General features: G+C 69.7%; 14 protein-coding genes and 1 pseudogene. 6 read left to right on the forward strand and 9 right to left on the reverse strand.

Going from position 1 to position 17953, the window contains the following annotated elements:
- Positions 1-40: 40 nt before the first annotated feature.
- The gene (gene arc, locus FVS66_RS09255; RefSeq protein ID WP_149180535.1) at positions 41-1807 is read right to left on the reverse strand and encodes a proteasome ATPase; all 1767 of its coding nucleotides are present in this window, start codon (positions 1805-1807) and stop codon (positions 41-43) included.
- 254 nt (positions 1808-2061) lie between these two features.
- Here arc and FVS66_RS09260 point away from each other — a divergent pair, with 254 nt between their 5' ends.
- Positions 2062-2373: a ferredoxin gene (locus FVS66_RS09260; protein ID WP_149180536.1), complete on the forward strand. Its 312-nt coding sequence runs from the start codon at positions 2062-2064 to the stop codon at positions 2371-2373.
- A 4-nt stretch (positions 2374-2377) separates the two neighbouring features.
- Here FVS66_RS09260 and FVS66_RS09265 read toward each other — a convergent pair whose 3' ends face one another.
- From FVS66_RS09265 to FVS66_RS09275, 3 genes are all read right to left on the reverse strand, one after another.
- Positions 2378-2950: a hypothetical protein gene (locus FVS66_RS09265; protein WP_149180537.1), complete on the reverse strand. Its 573-nt coding sequence runs from the start codon at positions 2948-2950 to the stop codon at positions 2378-2380.
- Positions 2951-3166: 216 nt separating this feature from the next.
- Positions 3167-4054: a tRNA (adenine-N1)-methyltransferase gene (locus tag FVS66_RS09270; RefSeq protein WP_149180538.1), complete on the reverse strand. Its 888-nt coding sequence runs from the start codon at positions 4052-4054 to the stop codon at positions 3167-3169.
- Positions 4055-4119: 65 nt separating this feature from the next.
- On the reverse strand, positions 4120-5373 hold the full coding sequence (locus FVS66_RS09275) for a site-2 protease family protein (protein WP_149180539.1): 1254 nt from the start codon (positions 5371-5373) through the stop codon (positions 4120-4122).
- A 122-nt stretch (positions 5374-5495) separates the two neighbouring features.
- Between FVS66_RS09275 and FVS66_RS09280 the strand changes: the two genes are divergently transcribed.
- Both FVS66_RS09280 and FVS66_RS09285 read left to right on the forward strand, forming a co-directional pair.
- Positions 5496-6356, forward strand: a complete 861-nt coding sequence (locus FVS66_RS09280; protein ID WP_149180540.1) for a RecB family exonuclease — start codon at positions 5496-5498, stop codon at positions 6354-6356.
- A 9-nt stretch (positions 6357-6365) separates the two neighbouring features.
- Entirely contained in the window at positions 6366-7037 is a 672-nt protein-coding gene (locus tag FVS66_RS09285) for a response regulator transcription factor (protein WP_149180541.1), read from the forward strand.
- 60 nt (positions 7038-7097) lie between these two features.
- Here FVS66_RS09285 and FVS66_RS09290 read toward each other — a convergent pair whose 3' ends face one another.
- The 5 genes and pseudogenes from FVS66_RS09290 to metH form a co-directional block, all read right to left on the reverse strand.
- Complete coding sequence (locus FVS66_RS09290; protein ID WP_149180542.1) at positions 7098-8684, reverse strand: ABC transporter substrate-binding protein; 1587 nt, start codon at positions 8682-8684, stop codon at positions 7098-7100.
- A 39-nt stretch (positions 8685-8723) separates the two neighbouring features.
- Complete coding sequence (locus FVS66_RS36775; protein WP_399225232.1) at positions 8724-8909, reverse strand: hypothetical protein; 186 nt, start codon at positions 8907-8909, stop codon at positions 8724-8726.
- Positions 8910-8968: 59 nt separating this feature from the next.
- A pseudogene (locus FVS66_RS36780) lies at positions 8969-9358 on the reverse strand (hypothetical protein); the annotation flags it as partial.
- Between the two features lie 473 nt (positions 9359-9831).
- Positions 9832-10533, reverse strand: coding sequence for an HAD family phosphatase (locus FVS66_RS09300; protein ID WP_149180543.1), 702 nt, complete (start codon positions 10531-10533; stop codon positions 9832-9834).
- A gap of 201 nt (positions 10534-10734) precedes the next feature.
- The gene (gene metH / locus FVS66_RS09305) at positions 10735-14256 is read right to left on the reverse strand and encodes a methionine synthase (RefSeq protein WP_149180544.1); all 3522 of its coding nucleotides are present in this window, start codon (positions 14254-14256) and stop codon (positions 10735-10737) included.
- Between the two features lie 243 nt (positions 14257-14499).
- On the opposite strand from metH, the gene FVS66_RS09310 reads away from it, so the two are divergent.
- From FVS66_RS09310 to glpK, 3 genes are all read left to right on the forward strand, one after another.
- On the forward strand, positions 14500-15264 hold the full coding sequence (locus FVS66_RS09310) for an IclR family transcriptional regulator (protein ID WP_149180545.1): 765 nt from the start codon (positions 14500-14502) through the stop codon (positions 15262-15264).
- A gap of 350 nt (positions 15265-15614) precedes the next feature.
- Positions 15615-16373, forward strand: a complete 759-nt coding sequence (locus FVS66_RS09315) for an MIP/aquaporin family protein (protein ID WP_149180546.1) — start codon at positions 15615-15617, stop codon at positions 16371-16373.
- Positions 16374-16419: 46 nt separating this feature from the next.
- Positions 16420-17952 carry a glycerol kinase GlpK gene (gene glpK / locus FVS66_RS09320; RefSeq protein ID WP_149180547.1) on the forward strand — a complete coding sequence of 511 codons (1533 nt, stop codon included), beginning with the start codon at positions 16420-16422 and terminating at the stop codon, positions 17950-17952.
- Position 17953 lies beyond the last annotated feature (1 nt).

The following is a 17953-nucleotide window of genomic DNA, read 5'->3' on the forward strand; positions in this document are numbered from 1 at the left end:
TCGGGGCTCCCGGGACATCCGCAGCCGGTTCTGCGTGCTACTACAGGTACTGGCCGGTGTTCGCCACCGTGTCGATGGAGCGTCCGGTGTCGGCACCCTGCTTTCCGGTGACAAGGGTGCGGATGAAGACGATCCGCTCGCCCTTCTTACCGGAGATCCGGGCCCAGTCGTCCGGGTTGGTGGTGTTGGGCAGGTCCTCATTCTCCTTGAACTCGTCCACGCATGCCTGGAGGAGGTGGGAGACGCGAATGCCCTTCTGATTCTGGTCGAGGTAGGCCTTGATGGCCATTTTCTTCGCCCGGTCGACGATGTTCTGGATCATCGCACCGGAATTGAAGTCCTTGAAGTACAGGACTTCCTTGTCGCCGTTGGCGTACGTGACCTCGAGGAACCGGTTCTCCTCGGATTCCGCGTACATCTGCTCCACGACCGACTGGATCATGGCCTGGGCGGCGGCTTCCTTGGAGCCCCTGTGCTCGGCGAGGTCGTCCGCGTGGAGCGGCAGCGACGGTGTCAGGTACTTGCCGAAGATGTCCTTGGCGGCCTCGGCGTCCGGACGCTCGATCTTGATCTTCACATCGAGACGCCCGGGCCGCAGGATGGCCGGGTCGATCATGTCCTCGCGGTTGGAGGCACCGATGACGATGACGTTCTCAAGACCCTCCACACCGTCGATCTCGGCGAGGAGCTGCGGGACGATGGTGTTCTCCACGTCCGAGCTGACGCCGGAGCCCCGGGTGCGGAAGAGGGACTCCATCTCGTCGAAGAAGACGATGACGGGAGTGCCCTCACCGGCCTTCTCGCGGGCACGCTGGAAGACGAGGCGGATGTGCCGCTCGGTCTCACCGACGTACTTGTTGAGGAGCTCGGGGCCCTTGATGTTGAGGAAGTAGCTCTTCCCCGCGGGCTGCCCGGTGACCTCGGCGACCTTCTTCGCAAGGGAGTTGGCGACGGCCTTCGCGATGAGCGTCTTGCCGCAGCCGGGCGGGCCGTACAGCAGGATGCCCTTCGGGGGCCGGAGCTCGTGCTCCTGGAAGAGGTCGGGGTAGAGGTACGGGAGCTCGACGGCGTCGCGGATCAGCTCGATCTGGTTTCCCAGACCGCCGATCTTGGTGTAGTCGACGTCCGGCACCTCTTCGAGGACGAGTTCCTCGACCTCGCTCTTCGGGATGACCTCGTAGACATAGCCCGACCTGGGCTCGAGCAGCAGGGCGTCGCCGGGCCTGATCGTGACGTCCAGCAGGGGCTCGGCGAGGCGCACCACTCGTTCCTCGTCGGTGTGGCCGATGACCAGGGCGCGCTCGCCGTCCTCGAGGATCTCCTTGAGGGTGACGATGTCCCCGGCGCGCTCGAACTCCATGGCGTCGACCACGTTGAGCGCTTCGTTGAGCATGACCTCCTGGCCGCGCCTGAGCTCGTCGAGCTCGATGCTCGGGCTGACGTTCACCCGGAGCTTGCGGCCCCCGGTGAAGATGTCGCAGGTGCCGTCCTCGTTGGCCTGCAGGAAGACACCGAAGCCCGCCGGTGGCTGGGCGAGCCGGTCGACCTCCTCCTTGAGGGCCACGATCTGGTCGCGGGCCTCACGGAGCGTGTTGGCGAGCCGCTCGTTCTGCGCGGACACGCCGGCCAGGTTGGTCTGCAGCTCGACGATCCGCTCCTCGAGAATCCTCGTGTGCCGCGGAGAGTCGGCGAGCTTGCGTCGCAGGACGGCGATTTCCTGCTCGAGATAGGCGACCTGGCCGGCAGGGTCGTCAGACCCCCGCCCCGGCCGGATGCCGCGGTTGATGTCGTCGTCGTGGGCTGCCACGGTCCTCACCTCCTCCAAGGGGAGCTGGACGCTTCCAGACCCTACCTGCGTGGGTGGTGATTGAAACCCCTAGATCACAAAGACTCTCGGGGTGTGTCCGATCTTCACCCTTGCGCTCTCCCCCACGTCAAGGGAATACCCACCCATCAACATCGGAAAGCGGCCGGTTGTATCGTCGTCAGTGGCCAACACCCGCCAGGGAGGGCCCGACTTACTTCTGGACGCTTCACCCGACGCAGGAAACGGCAGGGCATATGACCGCGCAGCACGAGGCTCCCACCACGGCCGCCGGAGAGGCTCTGGAGGTCTGGATCGACCAGGATCTCTGCACCGGCGACGGGATCTGCGCGCAGTACGCGCCCGAGGTCTTCGAACTCGACATCGACGGGCTGGCGTATGTGAAGGGCTCCGACGACGAGCTGCTCCAGGAGGCCGGCGCGACGACGCCCGTACCGCTGCCGCTGCTCCAGGACGTCGTGGACTCCGCGAAGGAGTGCCCCGGCGACTGCATCCATGTACGGCGCGTTTCGGACAGGGTTGAAGTCTACGGCCCGGACTCCGAGTAGCGGCCTACTGACTCAGGGTCCCGGCGGTGCGGAGGAACGCGCCTCCGGTCCACCGCCAGTTGGCGGTTTCCCGCTCATCGGGGCAGCAGCGCGGCACGTCGGGCGACGAGTAGCCGAGCAGGGTCGCGGTGACGACTCCGTCACGGACTGCGAGGTGCCCGACGCCGACGCTGTCGGCGGGATAGACGAGGGTGGCGACGACGCGGGCGCCCGTGCCGCCCCCGCGACCGCGGGTGAGGACGTACAGGCCGTGCGGCGGGGTGCCGGAGCCGGCCTCGCAGTGGGCGGCGGCGACGGTCTCGGGCCGGCCGTCCCCGTCGAGGTCGCCGGTGGCGGTCCTGGCGACCGTCGTGGGCGCTCCCGCGCAGGCCAGCGGGTATGTCGCGGTGGCGGCGTCGGGGGCCGGGGCGTCCGGGGCGGGGGCCGCCGGCCGCGTACCGGCGAGTGAGGCGGTGGCGGGCTCGGGCTGGACGAGCCCGGCGAGGACGACGACGCCGGCCATGGCGGTGGCGGTCGCGAGCCAGTGCCGCGGTCGGGCGTGGGTGTGCGCGAGGTCCGGGACGGCGGAGGTCTGCACGCGGGGTGTCTCCTGTGGGCTGTGCGGCGGGGGTGGTGGAGGTGGCCAGCATCGTGCCACACGTCACAGACCGGGGGAACCAGGGGGTGGCAACGGGCGGGTGACGGTCGGACGGCTACGGGACGCTCACCACCCGGCCGAACGCGACAGCGCCGCCGCGGAGTTTCCCGGCGGGGTGCGGGAACTCGGCGGCGGCGCTGTGACGTTGCCCGGGTGTCAGCCCTTGTTCGGGCCTTCGTAGTCCTCGCCGTAGGCGCCCTTGGCCGGGCGGCGGCGGCGCATGGGCGGTTCGACACCGTCGGCCAGGCGGCGGGCGGTGACGAGGAATCCGGTGTGGCCGATCATCCGGTGGTCGGGGCGGACGGCCAGGCCCTCGACGTGCCAGTTGCGGATCATCGACTCCCAGGGCTGCGGCTCGGCGTAGCAGCCGATCTCGCGGATGGACTCCACGGTGCGGGCCAGCTGGGTCGTGGTCGCGACGTAGCAGCAGAGGATGCCGCCGGGGACGAGCGCCTTGGAGACGGCCTCGAGGCACTCCCAGGGGGCGAGCATGTCCAGGATGACGCGGTCGACGTCGGTGTCGGTCAGATTGTCCTGGAGGTCGCCCACGGTGAGCTGCCAGGCGGGGTGGGGGCCGCCGAAGTAGCGCTCCACATTGGCCTGGGCGATCTCGGCGAAGTCCGCGCGGCGCTCGTAGGAGTGGAGCATGCCGCTGTCGCCGATGGCGCGCAGCAGGAAGCTGCTGAGCGACCCGGAGCCGACGCCGGCCTCGACGACGCGTGCGCCGGGGAAGATGTCGGCGAAGGCGAGGATCTGCCCCGCGTCCTTGGGGTAGACGACTGCGGCCCCGCGGGGCATGGACAGGACGTAGTCGGGGAGCAGGGGGCGCAGCGCGAGGTAGGCGACGTTTCCCGTGGTACGGACAACACTGCCCTCGGGGGCGCCGATCAGCTCGTCGTGCGGGAAGGAACCCTTGTGGGTGTGGAAGTTCTTCCCGGCCTCGAGCGTGAACGTGTAGTGGCGTCCCTTGGGATCGGTGAGCTGGACCTGGTCCCCGACCTTGAAGGGCCCGCGACGGCGGGCGGCACCGGTCGGTTCGGACATGTGACCAGGGTACCTGCCGAGGCTGTGCACCCTGACCACACCGGTCCCTCGCGCCCCCGCGGCTCCTACGAGGACGCCTCGGGCCGTGCCATGGCCCGCACGAACGCCCGCTCCACATCGGCGGTGGAGAGCACCCCGTAGACCTCACCGGTCTCCTCGACGACCAGGTACTCGGTCGCGGGTGTCTCGCGCAGCCGGTCCAGCAGCGCCTCTCCGGCCAGCTCGGCCGGGACCCTCATGCCGTCGGTGAGTTCCTGCGCGAGGCCGCTCACCGCGACCCAGGGCCGCCGGTGCTGCGGGATGCCCACGATGGCCGTCTCCCGCACGAGCGCCGTCGGCTCGCCCTGGCCGTCGACGATGACGAGGGCACGCGCCCCCGCCTCGTTCGCGCGGCGCAGCGCCTCGGAGAGGGGCATGTCGGGCTGGACGGGGACGGCGCGCCGGGTGAGGGCGCGGGCGCGCAGGTCGGGGAGGTGCTCGCGGAGGCGGGCCATGCGCAGGCTGTTCCCGGCGCCGGTCCAGATGATGGCGGCCAGGATCGCGGCGAGCAGCGCGTCCATGACGGTGTCCATGCCGCTGATCTCGTCGGTGGCGTTGCCGAGGGCGCCGGTGTGGGTGAGCAGGGGCAGGCCGATGAGCACGGTCACGGCGAGCGCGCGGCCGACCCAGGCCGCGGCGATCGTGCCGGTCATGGGCTTGCCGGTGATCTTCCAGACGACGGCGCGCAGCATGCGCCCGCCGTCGAGGGGCAGCCCGGGCAGGAGGTTGAAGGCGGCGACGATGAGGTTGGAGATCATCAGACCGGCGAGGAGGACGCCGGGGACGGTGCCGGGTTCGACGGCCTGCATCCCGGCGTAGAAGACCCCGCCGAGTACGAGCGAGAGCAGCGGCCCCACGAAGGCCAGGACGAACTCGCGGCCGGGGCTCTCCGACTCCTTCTCGATCTCGGAGACCCCGCCGAAGAACTGCAGCTGGATGCGGCGCACCGGCAGTTTGAAGCGGAGCGCCGCGACGGTGTGGGCGAGTTCGTGGACGAGGACCGAGGCGTAGAAGGCGACGGCGAAGAAGAGCGAGACCAGGTAGCGGGCGTTGCCGAGTTCGGGCAGGACGCGGTCGAGCTGTCCGCCGAAGACCCAGGTGATGAGGGCGGCGACCAGGAACCAGCTGGGGGCGACGTAGACGGGCACACCGAAGATACGACCCATGAGCAGGCCGCCACCGGGTTCGTCGGTACGTCGCTGCTTGCCGGTGTCGCGGGTCGTGCCCTCTGTGTCGGACCGCGGGCGCGTGCTGTCGCCGCTCTCGTCGTCCTGGTTCACGGGGTCCCTTCGATGTGGAGGGTGGGGTTGGGGGGTGTTTCTCGCTCGATCATGCAGTGTGTGGTGGTCTGCCGTCGATGGTATGCCGCTTGCTGTCGGTGGCGGGTCGTAGGGTCTGAGTCATGACTTCGAGCCCGCAGCCGCCCGCCTCGCTGTCGCCGTCCCGTGCGAGCGACTTCATGCAGTGCCCTCTGCTGTACCGGTTCCGGGTGATCGACCGGCTGCCGGAGAAGCCGAGCCCGGCGGCGACGCGGGGCACGCTGGTGCACGCGGTGCTGGAGCGGCTCTTCGACGATCCCGCCCTGGAGCGGACGGCGCCGAAGGCGCGGGCGATGATCCCGGGGCAGTGGAGCCGGCTGCTGGAGTCGCGGCCGGAGCTGGAGACGCTGTTCGAGGACGACACGGACGGGGAGCGGCTGGCGCGCTGGTTGCGGGAGGCGGAGGAGCTCGTCGAGCGGTGGTTCACGCTGGAGGACCCGACGCGGCTGGAGCCCGCGGAGCGGGAGATGTTCGTGGAGACGGAGCTGGAGTCGGGGCTGCGGCTGCGCGGCGTGATCGACCGGGTCGACGTGGCGCCGACGGGGGACGTGCGGATCGTCGACTACAAGACGGGCAAGGCGCCGCGTCCGGAGTACGGCGGGAGCGCGCTGTTCCAGATGACGTTCTACGCGCTGGTGGTGTGGCGGCTGAAGGGTGTGGTGCCGCGGCGGCTGCAGCTGGTGTATCTGGGCAGCGGCGATGTGGTGACGTACGACCCGGTGATGGCCGATCTGCGGCGCGTGGAGCGGAAGCTGCAGGCGCTGTGGGAGGCGATCCGGACGGCGACGGAGACGGGTGACTGGCGGCCCCGGCCGACGAAGCTGTGCGGCTGGTGCGACCACCAGGCGTTCTGTCCGGAGTTCGGCGGGACTCCCCCGGTCTACCCGTTGTCGGTGCGCCCGGCCGGGTCGGGGCAGAATGGGCCGGGTCCAGCGATCTCATAAGGAGTACCCGTGGCTATCCGCGTCCTACTGGTCGACGACCAGCCGCTGCTGCGCACCGGCTTCCGGATGATTCTGGAGGCGGAGCAGGACATCGCGGTGGTGGGGGAGGCCGGGGACGGCCTCCAGGCACTCGACCAGGTGCGGGCGCTGCAGCCCGATGTGGTGCTGATGGACATCCGGATGCCCCGGATGGACGGGGTGGAGGCGACCCGGCAGATCACGGGACCGGGGCGGGACGGGCCGGCGAAGGTCCTGGTGCTCACGACGTTCGACCTCGACGAGTATGTGGTGGAGGCGCTGCGGGCGGGGGCGAGCGGATTCCTGCTGAAGGACGCGCCGGCGAACGAGCTGGTGCAGGCGATCCGGGTGGTGGCGGCCGGTGAGGCGATGCTGGCGCCGAGCATCACGCGGCGGCTCCTCGACAAGTACGCGGGCCATCTCCCGTCGGGGGACGAGCCGGTGCCGGGCGCCCTGAACACGCTGACGGAGCGTGAGGTCGAGGTGCTGAAGCTGGTGGCGCGGGGGCTGTCGAACGCGGAGATCGCGGCGGACCTGTTCGTGTCGGAGACGACGGTCAAGACGCATGTGGGTCATGTGCTGACCAAGCTGGGCCTGCGGGACCGGGTGCAGGCGGCGGTGTACGCGTACGAGAGCGGGCTGGTGCGGCCGGGCGCGCAGTAGGCCGGAAAGCGCCGGGTGCCCCCGTGGAGTATCCACGGGGGCACCGGTGTTGTGGCGGCGTCAGCCCTTCTTGATCTCCCAGAAGCGGAAGACCGTCGACGCGTCCAGCGTCCACTCCAGGCCGGTGACCGTGTTGTAGGCGACCGCGTACTGCTTGGCCTGCCAGAGCGGGAGCAGCGGGACGTCGTCGGCCACCATGTTCTGGAGCTTGCCGAAGTCCTCCTGGGCGGAGCTCCGGTCGGCGGCCGCGGCGGTGTCCGGGATGATCTTTCCGGTGATCTTCTTGTTCTCGTAGTGGTTGCCGAGGACGTTGTCCTCGCCGAAGAACGGCTGCGTGAAGTTGTCCGGGTCCGGATAGTCGGGGACCCAGCCCTTGACGTACACGCCGTACTTGCCGGCCGCGATGTCCTTCTCGTACTGGTCGTACTCGACGGACTTCGCCTCGGCCTCGAACAGCCCGCTGTCGTTGAGCTGCTTGGCGATGGCCTTGATCTGCTCGTCCGTGCCGGGGCCGAAGCGGCTGGGCGTGGAGTAGAGGGTGATCTTGACCTTGTCCTTGATGCCGTCGTCCTGCAGGGCCTTCTTGGCCTTGTCGGGCTGCGGGCGGTCGCCGTAGCGGTCGAAGAAGGCCGTGTTGTGGCCGAGGATGCCCGCCGGGACGATCGAGTAGAGCGGGGTCGCCGTGGACTGGTAGATGTCCTGGACGAGGGCGTCGCGGTCGACGAGGTGGGCGATGGCCTTGCGGACACCGAGCTTGCCGGCGACCGGGTCCTTCATGTTGAAGACCAGGTGCTGGACCTCGGCGCTGGAGCCCTCGATGACCTCGATGCCCTTCTGGCCGGCCGTCGGAGAGCCGTTGAGCTCCTTGATGTCGGCGGAGGCGAGGCCGCGGTAGGCGACGTCGACGTCGCCGTTGGTCAGCGCTTCGGCGAGGGCCTTGCGGTCGCCCTGGTAGAGCCTCAGCGTGACGCCGCTGTTCTTGACCTTGGCGGTGCCCTTGTACTCCGGGTTGACGGCGAAGACGGCTTCCTCGTCGTCGAACGAGTCCAGCTTGTACGGGCCGGAGCCGATGGCCTTGCCGTCGGCGCGCAGCGAGTCGGCCGGGTACTCGCGGTGGTCGACGATGGAGCCGGCACCGGAGGCGATCTTGCTGGGGAAGGTGGCGTCGGGCACCTTCAGTGTGAAGACGACGGTCTTGTCGTCGGGCGTCTCGATCTTGTCGATCGTGGACAGGAGCGGTCCGGGCCCGTCCGGGTCGTCGATCTTCAGGGCGCGCTCGAAGGAGAACTTGACGTCCTCCGCGGTGAGCGGGTTGCCGTTGCTGAACTTCAGGCCCTCGCGCAGGGTGCAGCGGTAGACGGTGCTGGCGCCCTTGTCGAAGTCGCACTGCTCGGCGGCTTCCGGCTGGGGCACGGTGGCGCCCTTGGGGAAGCTGAGCAGCGACTGGAAGACGTTGTTGAACAGCAGCCAGGAGCCCGGGTCGTAGCCGGCGGCCGGGTCGGTGGCCAGGACTTCGTCGGACATGCCGACGACGACCGTCCCGCCGCCACCGGAACCGGCGTCCTTTTCGGTGCCGCAGCCGCTGAGTGTGGCGGCGGCGAGCCCCGCGGCGAGCGGGGCCGTCAGCCACTTGTTGTGTGCCTTCACTGGAACCTTTGCCTCTGGATCTCTTCGGTACAGCGGGGGTCAGGCGTTGCCTCGGCCGAGCTCCCAGAGCTGCAGGTCCGAGGAAGTGTTGAGCGCGCGTTCGACGCCGGTGAGGGTGTCGCGGGAGGCGACGTACTGCTTGCCCTGCCGAAGCGGAAGCACCGGGACGTCGTTGGCGACGATGTCCTGGAGCCGCTGGAAGACGGGGGCGGCGGCGCGGTCCACGGCGCGGCGGGAGGCCGGGACGAGCGAGTCGCGTGCCTCGTCGCCGGCGCAGGGGATTCGCCCTTGCAGCGGGGGTTCTTGGTGAAGACGACGTCGACGAGGTGGCCGTCCCGCACCTGGGGCGTCATCGTGTACGGGCCGGAGCCGTCGACCTGGAAGCCCTCGCGGAGCGCGGTGGCCTCGATGCTGTCGATATCGGGGCGGCCGCTGCCGCGCGGGGTGCGCATCAGGGTCTGGACGGTCTGGCGGAGCACGTTCCAGGTTCCCGTGTCGTACGCGTGGGCCGGGCCGAAGGGAGCGGGGGCGTCCGCGGTGGCGGTGAACCGGTCGGTGGTTCCGACGACGATGGCGTCGCCTCCGGCGGTGCCGGCCGTCTCGCCGCCGCAGGCGGCGAGAAGAGGGGCCGGCAGGCCCGCCAGGGCCGGCAGCGCCAAGGTCTTGCGGTTCATCTGGGACGTACTCCTGGTCCGGCACGGGGGTGGTTTGTGCGGAGCCTCCGCCGCTGCCGCCCTGTGGGGCGGGGCGATCGGACCGGGGTGCGAACGACCGACCATGTGTTCACGGCTGCTTTGTGGCGGCCGTGGCACATGGAATGCGCGGCGAAGTGCTCGCCGAAAAGATTAGTGGCATCGCCACCAATACCGGACCGCGGTCGAGTTGAGACGTCATCAGAAAGTGATCTTTGGGCACGGTCGACTGGCCGGGAAACGTCGGAATGATTCGTACAGGCACTGATGAATCCGGACACATGGACCAGCCCGAAGCGGCCAGATCCGGGCATGTGCGTTTTTGCGGCCACCAGGTCGGCACCACGCTGGGTGACCAAGGTCACGTCGAGGCGCCCACCGTCCCGTCACGGAAAATGCACGCTCCGGCGCCCAGAGTTTTCCCGATATTCAACGGCACACGCTCGGTGTGCGAGTCAGTCCATTCCTGTGATCAATGCACGGAGAAAACCGAGATCGACTTCTTCGAGCGAACCGACGACGACGCGGCCGTCGGCGGGTGCGATGGGCGAGAGGGACGGTACGGCGACGACGCGGCAGCCCGCCGCCTCGGCGGCCGCCACGCCGGTGGCGGTGTCCTCGACGACGGCGCATCTGGCGGGGTCGGCGCCGACCCGGCGGGCGGCGAGCAGATACGGGTCGGGGTGCGGCTTCGTACGGGGGACCTCGTCGCCGGCGACGCTGAGCGTGAAGTGGTCGGGGCCGAGCGAGCGCAGGACGCGATCGATGATGCGGCGGTGCGAGGCGGAGACCAGCGCGGTCGGGACGGCGTGGGCGGTCAGCTCGGCGAGGAGGCGGGCGGCGCCGGGCATGAGGGGCACACCGCCGTCGATACGCTCCTCGAACCGGTCGTTGAGGAGGGTGGTCAGCTCGGGGAGGGTGATGTCGGCGCCGGTGGCCTCGATGAGGTAGCCCGCGCTGCGGGTCATGGGACCGCCGACGACGATGTCGCGCCAGGACTCGTCCAGCCGGTGGCCGAGGTCGGCGAAGACCCCGACTTCCACGTCCCACCAGAAGCCCTCGGTGTCGACAAGGGTGCCGTCCATGTCGAGGAACACGGCCTGCAGGGCGGACCCGTCGGCCGTTCGGGTCAGGGACACGGGGACGGTGCTGGTCATCCGGCACACCTCCATGGGGGACGAGAAGGCCGGCCGCGGCCCCCCTGGAACTCCCGGCGGAGGTATGCGACCGGCCTGCACTGGATCGACCAGTGTACGTCGCCGTGCGCCGGAGTGCGCCCGCTGGGTGACGGCGCGCCGCCGCGCCGTCACCCACGGCACAGGGCCGCGCGCCGTCAGCGGCCCGCCCTGTGCCGTGCGTCAGCGGGCGTTGAAGTACTTCGCCTCCGGGTGGTGGATGACGATGGCGTCCGTGGACTGCTCCGGGTGGAGCTGGAACTCCTCGGAGAGCTGGACGCCGATCCGCTCGGGGCGCAGGAGGTCGGCGATCTTGGCGCGGTCCTCCAGGTCCGGACAGGCACCGTAGCCCAGGGAGAAGCGGGCGCCGCGGTACTTGAGGGCGAACATGTCCTCGACGTCGGCGGGGTCCTCGCCGGCGAAGCCGAGTTCGGCGCGGACGCGGGCGTGCCAGTACTCGGCGAGTGCCTCGGCCAGCTGGACGGAGAGACCGTGCAGTTCGAGGTAGTCGCGGTAGGAGTCGGAGGCGAACAGCTCGGCGGTGGCCTCGCCGATCCTGGAGCCGACCGTGACGACCTGGAGGCCGACCACGTCGGTCTCGCCGGAGTCCTCCGGGCGGAAGAAGTCGGCGAGGCACAGGCGGCGGCCGCGGCGCTGGCGCGGGAAGGTGAAGCGGGTGCGTTCGTTGCCCCGCTCGTCGAGGAGGATCAGGTCGTCGCCCTTGGACACACAGGGGAAGTAGCCGTAGACGACGGCCGCTTCCAGCATGTTCTGGGTGTGGAGCTGCTCCAGCCAGCCGCGCAGCCGGGGCCGGCCCTCGGTCTCGACGAGCTCCTCGTACGACGGCCCGTCGCCGGTGCGGGTCTGCTTGAGGCCCCACTGGCCCTTGAACAGGGCGCCCTCGTCGAGCCAGCTGGCGTACTCCTTGAGCTGGATGCCCTTGACGACGCGGGTGCCCCAGAACGGCGGCTCGGGTACGGAGTTGTCGGTGGCGACGTCGGAGCGGACGCCGCTCTCGGGCGCGCGCTCCTCGACGACGGCGGTCTCGGTGGCGCGTACCCGGCGCTGCTTGAGCTCGGGCAGGGTGGCGCCGGGGACGCCGCGCTTGACGGCGATGAGGGCGTCCATGAGGCGCAGGCCCTCGAAGGCGTCGCGGGCGTAGCGGACCTCGCCCTGGTAGATCTCGTGGAGGTCCTGCTCGACGTAGGCGCGGGTGAGGGCGGCGCCGCCGAGGATGACGGGATACCTGGCGGCGAGCTCACGCTGGTTGAGCTCCTCCAGGTTCTCCTTCATGATCACGGTGGACTTGACGAGGAGTCCGGACATGCCGATGACATCGGCCCGGTGTTCCTCGGCGGCTTCCAGGATCGCGGAGACCGGCTGCTTGATGCCGAGGTTGACGACGTTGTAGCCGTTGTTGGACAGGATGATGTCGACGAGGTTCTTGCCGATGTCGTGGACGTCACCGCGGACGGTGGCGAGGACGATGGTGCCCTTGCCGTCGGCGTCGGTCTTCTCCATGTGCGGTTCCAGGTGGGCGACCGCGGACTTCATGACCTCGGCGGACTGGAGGACGAACGGCAGCTGCATCTGGCCGGAGCCGAACAGCTCACCGACGACCTTCATGCCGTCCAGGAGGGTCTCATTGACGATGTCGAGGGCCTTGCGGGTCCGCAGGGCGTCGTCGAGGTCTGCTTCGAGTCCGTTCTTCTCGCCGTCGATGATGCGGCGCTTGAGGCGCTCCTCCAGCGGGAGGGCGGCGAGTTCCTCGGCCTTGCCCGCCTTGAGGGACTTGGCGGTGGCGCCCTCGAACAGCGCCATGAGCTTCTGGAGGGGGTCGTAGCCCTCGGAGCGCCGGTCGTAGATGAGGTCGAGGGCGGTGGTGACCTGCTCCTCGTCGAAGCGGGCGATCGGCAGGATCTTCGAGGCGTGCACGATCGCCGAGTCGAGTCCGGCCTTGGCGCACTCGTCGAGGAACACCGAGTTGAGCAGGATGCGGGCGGCCGGGTTGAGGCCGAAGGAGATGTTGGACAGGCCCAGTGTGGTCTGTACGTCGGGGTGGCGGCGCTTGAGTTCGCGGATCGCCTCGATGGTGGCGATGCCGTCCTTGCGGGACTCCTCCTGGCCGGTGCAGATGGTGAAGGTGAGGGTGTCGATGAGGATGTCGGACTCGTGGATGCCCCAGTTGCCCGTGAGGTCGGCGATCAGCCGCTCGGCGATCTCGACCTTCTTCTCCGGGGTGCGGGCCTGGCCCTCCTCGTCGATGGTCAGCGCGATGAGCGCGGCGCCGTGCTCCTGGGCGAGCGCGGTGACCTTGGCGAAACGGGACTCGGGGCCGTCGCCGTCCTCGTAGTTGACGGAGTTGATGACGGCCCGGCCGCCGAGCTTCTCCAGACCGGCGCGGATCACCTCGACCTCGGTGGAGTCGAGGACGATCGGCAGGGTCGACGCGGTGGCGAAGCGGCCGGCGAGCTCCTCCATGTCGGCGACGCCGTCGCGGCCCACGTAGTCGACGCACAGGTCGAGCATGTGGGCGCCTTCACGGATCTGGTCGCGGGCCATCTCGACACAGTCGTCCCAGCGGCCTTCCAGCATGGCCTCACGGAACTTCTTGGAGCCGTTGGCGTTGGTCCGCTCCCCGATCGCCAGGTAGGAGGTGTCCTGGCGGAACGGCACCGTCTGGTACAGCGAGGCGGCGCCGGGCTCGGGGCGCGGGTCGCGGACGGTCGGGGTGAGGTCGCGGACCCGCTCGACGACCTGGCGCAGGTGCTCGGGGGTCGTACCGCAGCAGCCGCCGACGAGGGACAGTCCGTACTCGCGGACGAAGGTCTCCTGGGCGTCGGCGAGCTCGGGGGCGGTGAGCGGGTAGTGGGCGCCGTCCTTGCCGAGGACCGGCAGGCCCGCGTTGGGCATACAGGACAGGGGGATGCGCGAGTGGCGGGCGAGGTAGCGGAGGTGCTCGCTCATCTCGGCGGGGCCGGTGGCGCAGTTCAGCCCGATCATGTCGATACCGAGGGGCTCCAGCGCGGTCAGCGCGGCGCCGATCTCGGAGCCGAGGAGCATCGTGCCGGTGGTCTCGACGGTGACGGAGACGATCAGCGGCAGGTCGGCGCCGAGGGCGTCCAGGGCGCGGCGGGCGCCGAGGACGGCGGCCTTGGTCTGGAGGAGGTCCTGGGTGGTCTCGACGAGGAGGGCGTCGGCGCCGCCGGCGATCATGCCCTCGGCGTTCTGCCGGTAGGCGTCGCGGAGGGTGGTGTACGGGGCGTGCCCGAGGGTCGGCAGCTTGGTGCCGGGGCCCATGGAGCCGAGGACCCACCGCTGCTGTCCGGTGGAGGCGGTGTACTCGTCGGCGACCTCGCGTGCGATCCGGGCGCCGGCCTCGGACAGCTCGTGGACGCGCCCGGCGATGTCGTACTCGGCGAGTGCGGCGTGGTTCGCGCCGAAGGTGTTCGTCTCGACGCAGTCGACGCCGACGGAGAAGTACTCCTCGTGGACGGAGCGGACGATGTCCGGCCGCGTGATGTTGAGGATCTCGTTGCAGCCCTCGAGGTTCTGGAAGTCGTCCAGAGTGGGGTCCTGCGCCTGGAGCATCGTGCCCATGGCTCCGTCGGCGACGACCACACGGGTCGCGAGGGCGTCGCGGAGGGCGGCGGCTCGGGCGCCGCTGTCGGCGGGCGGGGCGGAAGGGGTCGGCAGCGAGGCCATGGAAGTGCTCCCTGGAGTGCGACGGCTGTCGGCTTTGCGCCTCCGGGCAGGAGGCGCACCTCGTCAGCCTAACCGGCCGCACCCCGGGGTGGGCACGTCGTCCCACGTGGCGGACGGCATGCTTGGCGGGGGTCGAAGACCGGCCAGGTGGCCCGTTCCACGTTCACGATGTGGCCCGGGGTCGGCAACGACCGATAGTGTTCAGCATTGTCGAACTGCATGGAGAGAAGGAGCGGGGCGGGGATGGCGAAGAACATCCAGTCGCTTGAGCGGGCGGCGGCGATGCTGCGACTGCTCGCGGGCGGAGAGCGCCGGCTGGGTCTCTCCGACATCGCGTCGTCGCTCGGACTGGCGAAGGGCACCGCGCACGGCATTCTGCGCACCCTGCAGGCCGAGGGCTTCGTCGAGCAGGACAACGCGTCGGGGCGGTACCAGCTGGGCGCGGAGCTGCTGAGGCTCGGGAACAGCTACCTGGACGTGCACGAGCTGCGGGCCCGCGCCCTCGTCTGGACGGACGACCTGGCCCGGTCGAGCGGCGAGAGCGTGCACCTGGGCGTGCTGCACCAGCACGGGGTGCTGGTCATCCACCATGTGTTCCGCCCGGACGACAGCCGTCAAGTGCTGGAGGTCGGCGCGATGCAGCCGCTGCACTCCACGGCGCTGGGGAAGGTGCTGTCGGCGTACGACCCGGTCGCGCACAGCGAGGTCATGGAGATCGACCGCAAGGCGTTCACGCCGCGCACGGTCACCGCTCCGGACGACTTCGAGGAGCTGCTGGACCTGACCCGGGCACGCGGGTGGGCCGCGGACCTGGAGGAGACCTGGGAGGGCGTCGCCTCCGTGGCGGCGCCCATCCACGACCGGCGGAGGATGCCGGTGGGGGCCGTGGCGATCACCGGGGCCGTGGAGCGGGTCTGCGACCGCGGGGAGCTGCGGTCCGAGCTGGTCGCCGCCGTGCGCGAGACGGCGCGGGCCGTGTCCCGCGATCTGGGCGCGGGCCGCTTCTGAGGCTCGGCCGGCGCCGCCCGGGAACCGGGCGGCGGGAGCACCGGCGCCCTTGTGCACACGCACACGCGCAGGCACCGCTCGTGTGCTCTGCGCCCACCTTTCGGCCCCTGCGGCACGTCCGCGCGGAGCAACCCCGGTAACGATCGGGTCTCTCGGGCTCGAAGCCTTGACGTGGAATTAACCCGGGGGCAAAACTGCCGTCCATCGGTCGGCATTGTCGAACACCTACCGGGATTACACGCTAGAGTGTGACAACGCCAGGAGGCCGGCAAGGCCCTCACCCCGAGGGCACGGACCACCGGAGGGACCCGGGGTTCGCCTTTCCTGGACGAAGGACAAAGGAGTCGCGGGTGTCCAGCTCCGACATCTTCATCGGCGAGATCATTGGTACCGCCGTACTCATCCTCCTCGGCGGAGGCGTCGTCGCCGCCGTCGTGCTCAAGCGCTCGAAGGCGCAGAACGCCGGCTGGGTCGCCATCACCTTCGGGTGGGGCTTCGCGGTCATGACCGCCGTCTACATGACAGGCGCCCTCTCCGGCGCCCATCTGAATCCGGCGGTAACGGTCGGCATCGCCCTCAACAACGGGGACTGGAGCGACGTTCCGGTCTACATCGCCGGCCAGCTCCTCGGCGCCATGATCGGCGCCACGCTGGTCTGGATCGCCTACTACGGCCAGTTCCAGGCGCACCTCCGTGACCCGGAGATCGCCGACAAGCCGGCCGTCGAAGGCCCCGGGCCCGTCCTCGGTGTCTTCTCCACCGGGCCCGAGATCCGCAACGTGTGGCAGAACCTCGCCACCGAGACCATCGGCACCCTCGTGCTGGTCCTGGCCGTGCTCACGCAGGGCCTCAACAACGACGGCAAGGGACTGAACGTCCTCGGCGGTCTGATCGTCGCCTTCGTCGTCGTCTCCATCGGTCTGTCGCTCGGCGGCCCGACCGGTTACGCCATCAACCCCGCGCGTGACCTCGGCCCCCGCATCGTGCACGCCCTGCTCCCGCTGCCCAACAAGGGCGGCTCCGACTGGAGCTACTCCTGGATCCCCGTCGTGGGACCGCTGATCGGCTCCGCCGCGGCCGCGGGTATCTACTCCCTCGCGTTCGCCTGAGCCCAGCAGACCCGACCACTCCAAAGACTTCGAGGAGCACCCCCGTATGACCGCCACGACCTCCCACGGCACCGGCCCCTTCATCGCGGCCATCGACCAGGGCACGACCTCCAGCCGCTGCATCGTCTTCGACCGCGACGGGCGCATCGTCTCCGTCGACCAGAAGGAGCACGAGCAGATCTTCCCCAAGCCGGGCTGGGTGGAGCACAACGCCGCCGAGATCTGGACGAACGTCCAGGAAGTCGTCGCCGGCGCGATCGAGAAGGCCGGCATCACCGCCGCCGACGTCAAGGCCATCGGCATCACCAACCAGCGTGAGACCACGCTGCTCTGGGACAAGAACACCGGTGAGCCCGTCCACAACGCCATCGTGTGGCAGGACACCCGCACCGACGCCCTCTGCAAGGAGCTCGGCCGCAACGTCGGGCAGGATCGTTTCCGCCGTGAGACCGGCCTGCCCCTCGCCTCCTACTTCGCCGGCCCGAAGGTCCGCTGGCTGCTTGACAACGTCGAGGGCCTGCGCGAGCGCGCCGAGCGCGGCGACATCCTCTTCGGCACCATGGACTCCTGGGTCATCTGGAACCTGACCGGCGGAGTCGACGGCGGTCACCACGTCACCGACGTCACCAACGCCTCCCGCACCATGCTGATGAACCTCCACACCATGGAGTGGGACCAGAAGATCCTCGAGTCCATGGAGGTTCCGGCGGACGTGCTGCCGGAGATCCGCTCCTCCGCCGAGGTGTACGGCACCGTAAAGGGCGGCGTCCTGGACGGCGTCCCGGTCGCCTCCGCGCTGGGCGACCAGCAGGCGGCCCTGTTCGGCCAGACCTGCTTCTCCGAGGGCGAGGCCAAGTCGACCTACGGCACCGGCACCTTCCTGCTGCTGAACACCGGCGAGAAGATCATCAACTCCTACTCGGGCCTGATCACCACCGTGGGCTACAAGATCGGCGACGAGGCGCCGGTCTACGCCCTGGAAGGCTCGATCGCCGTCACCGGCTCGCTGGTCCAGTGGATGCGCGACCAGATGGGCCTGATCAACTCCGCCGCCGAGATCGAGACGCTCGCGTCCTCCGTCGAGGACAACGGCGGCGCCTACTTCGTACCGGCCTTCTCCGGCCTGTTCGCCCCGTACTGGCGCTCCGACGCCCGCGGTGTGATCGCCGGCCTCACCCGGTACGTCACCAAGGCGCACATCGCCCGCGCGGTCCTGGAGGCCACCGCCTGGCAGACCCGCGAGATCACCGACGCCATGACCAAGGACTCCGGCGTCGAGCTGACGGCGCTCAAGGTCGACGGCGGCATGACCTCCAACAACCTGCTGATGCAGACCCTCTCGGACGTCCTGGACGCACCCGTCGTGCGCCCGATGGTCGCCGAGACGACCTGCCTCGGCGCGGCCTACGCCGCCGGCCTGGCCGTCGGCTTCTGGCCCGACACCGACGCGCTGCGGTCCAACTGGCGCCGTGCCGCCGAATGGACCCCCCGCATGGACGCGGAAATCCGCGACCGCGAGTACAAGAGCTGGCTCAAGGCCGTCGAGCGGACCATGGGCTGGATCGAGGACGAGGAGTAAT

Source organism: Streptomyces sp. TRM49041 (genome assembly GCF_008271805.1).
In the GTDB taxonomy this organism is placed as follows: Bacteria; Actinomycetota; Actinomycetes; order Streptomycetales; family Streptomycetaceae; genus Streptomyces.

Coding starts and splice junctions, on each gene's coding strand:
- FVS66_RS09260 (WP_149180536.1), top strand. CDS start 2,062: ATGACCGCGCAGCACGAGGCTCCCACCACGGCCGCCGGAGAGGCTCTG.
- FVS66_RS09270 (WP_149180538.1), bottom strand. CDS start 4,054: ATGTCCGAACCGACCGGTGCCGCCCGCCGTCGCGGGCCCTTCAAGGTC.
- FVS66_RS09280 (WP_149180540.1), top strand. CDS start 5,496: ATGACTTCGAGCCCGCAGCCGCCCGCCTCGCTGTCGCCGTCCCGTGCG.
- FVS66_RS09300 (WP_149180543.1), bottom strand. CDS start 10,533: ATGACCAGCACCGTCCCCGTGTCCCTGACCCGAACGGCCGACGGGTCC.
- metH (WP_149180544.1), bottom strand. CDS start 14,256: ATGGCCTCGCTGCCGACCCCTTCCGCCCCGCCCGCCGACAGCGGCGCC.
- FVS66_RS09310 (WP_149180545.1), top strand. CDS start 14,500: ATGGCGAAGAACATCCAGTCGCTTGAGCGGGCGGCGGCGATGCTGCGA.
- glpK (WP_149180547.1), top strand. CDS start 16,420: ATGACCGCCACGACCTCCCACGGCACCGGCCCCTTCATCGCGGCCATC.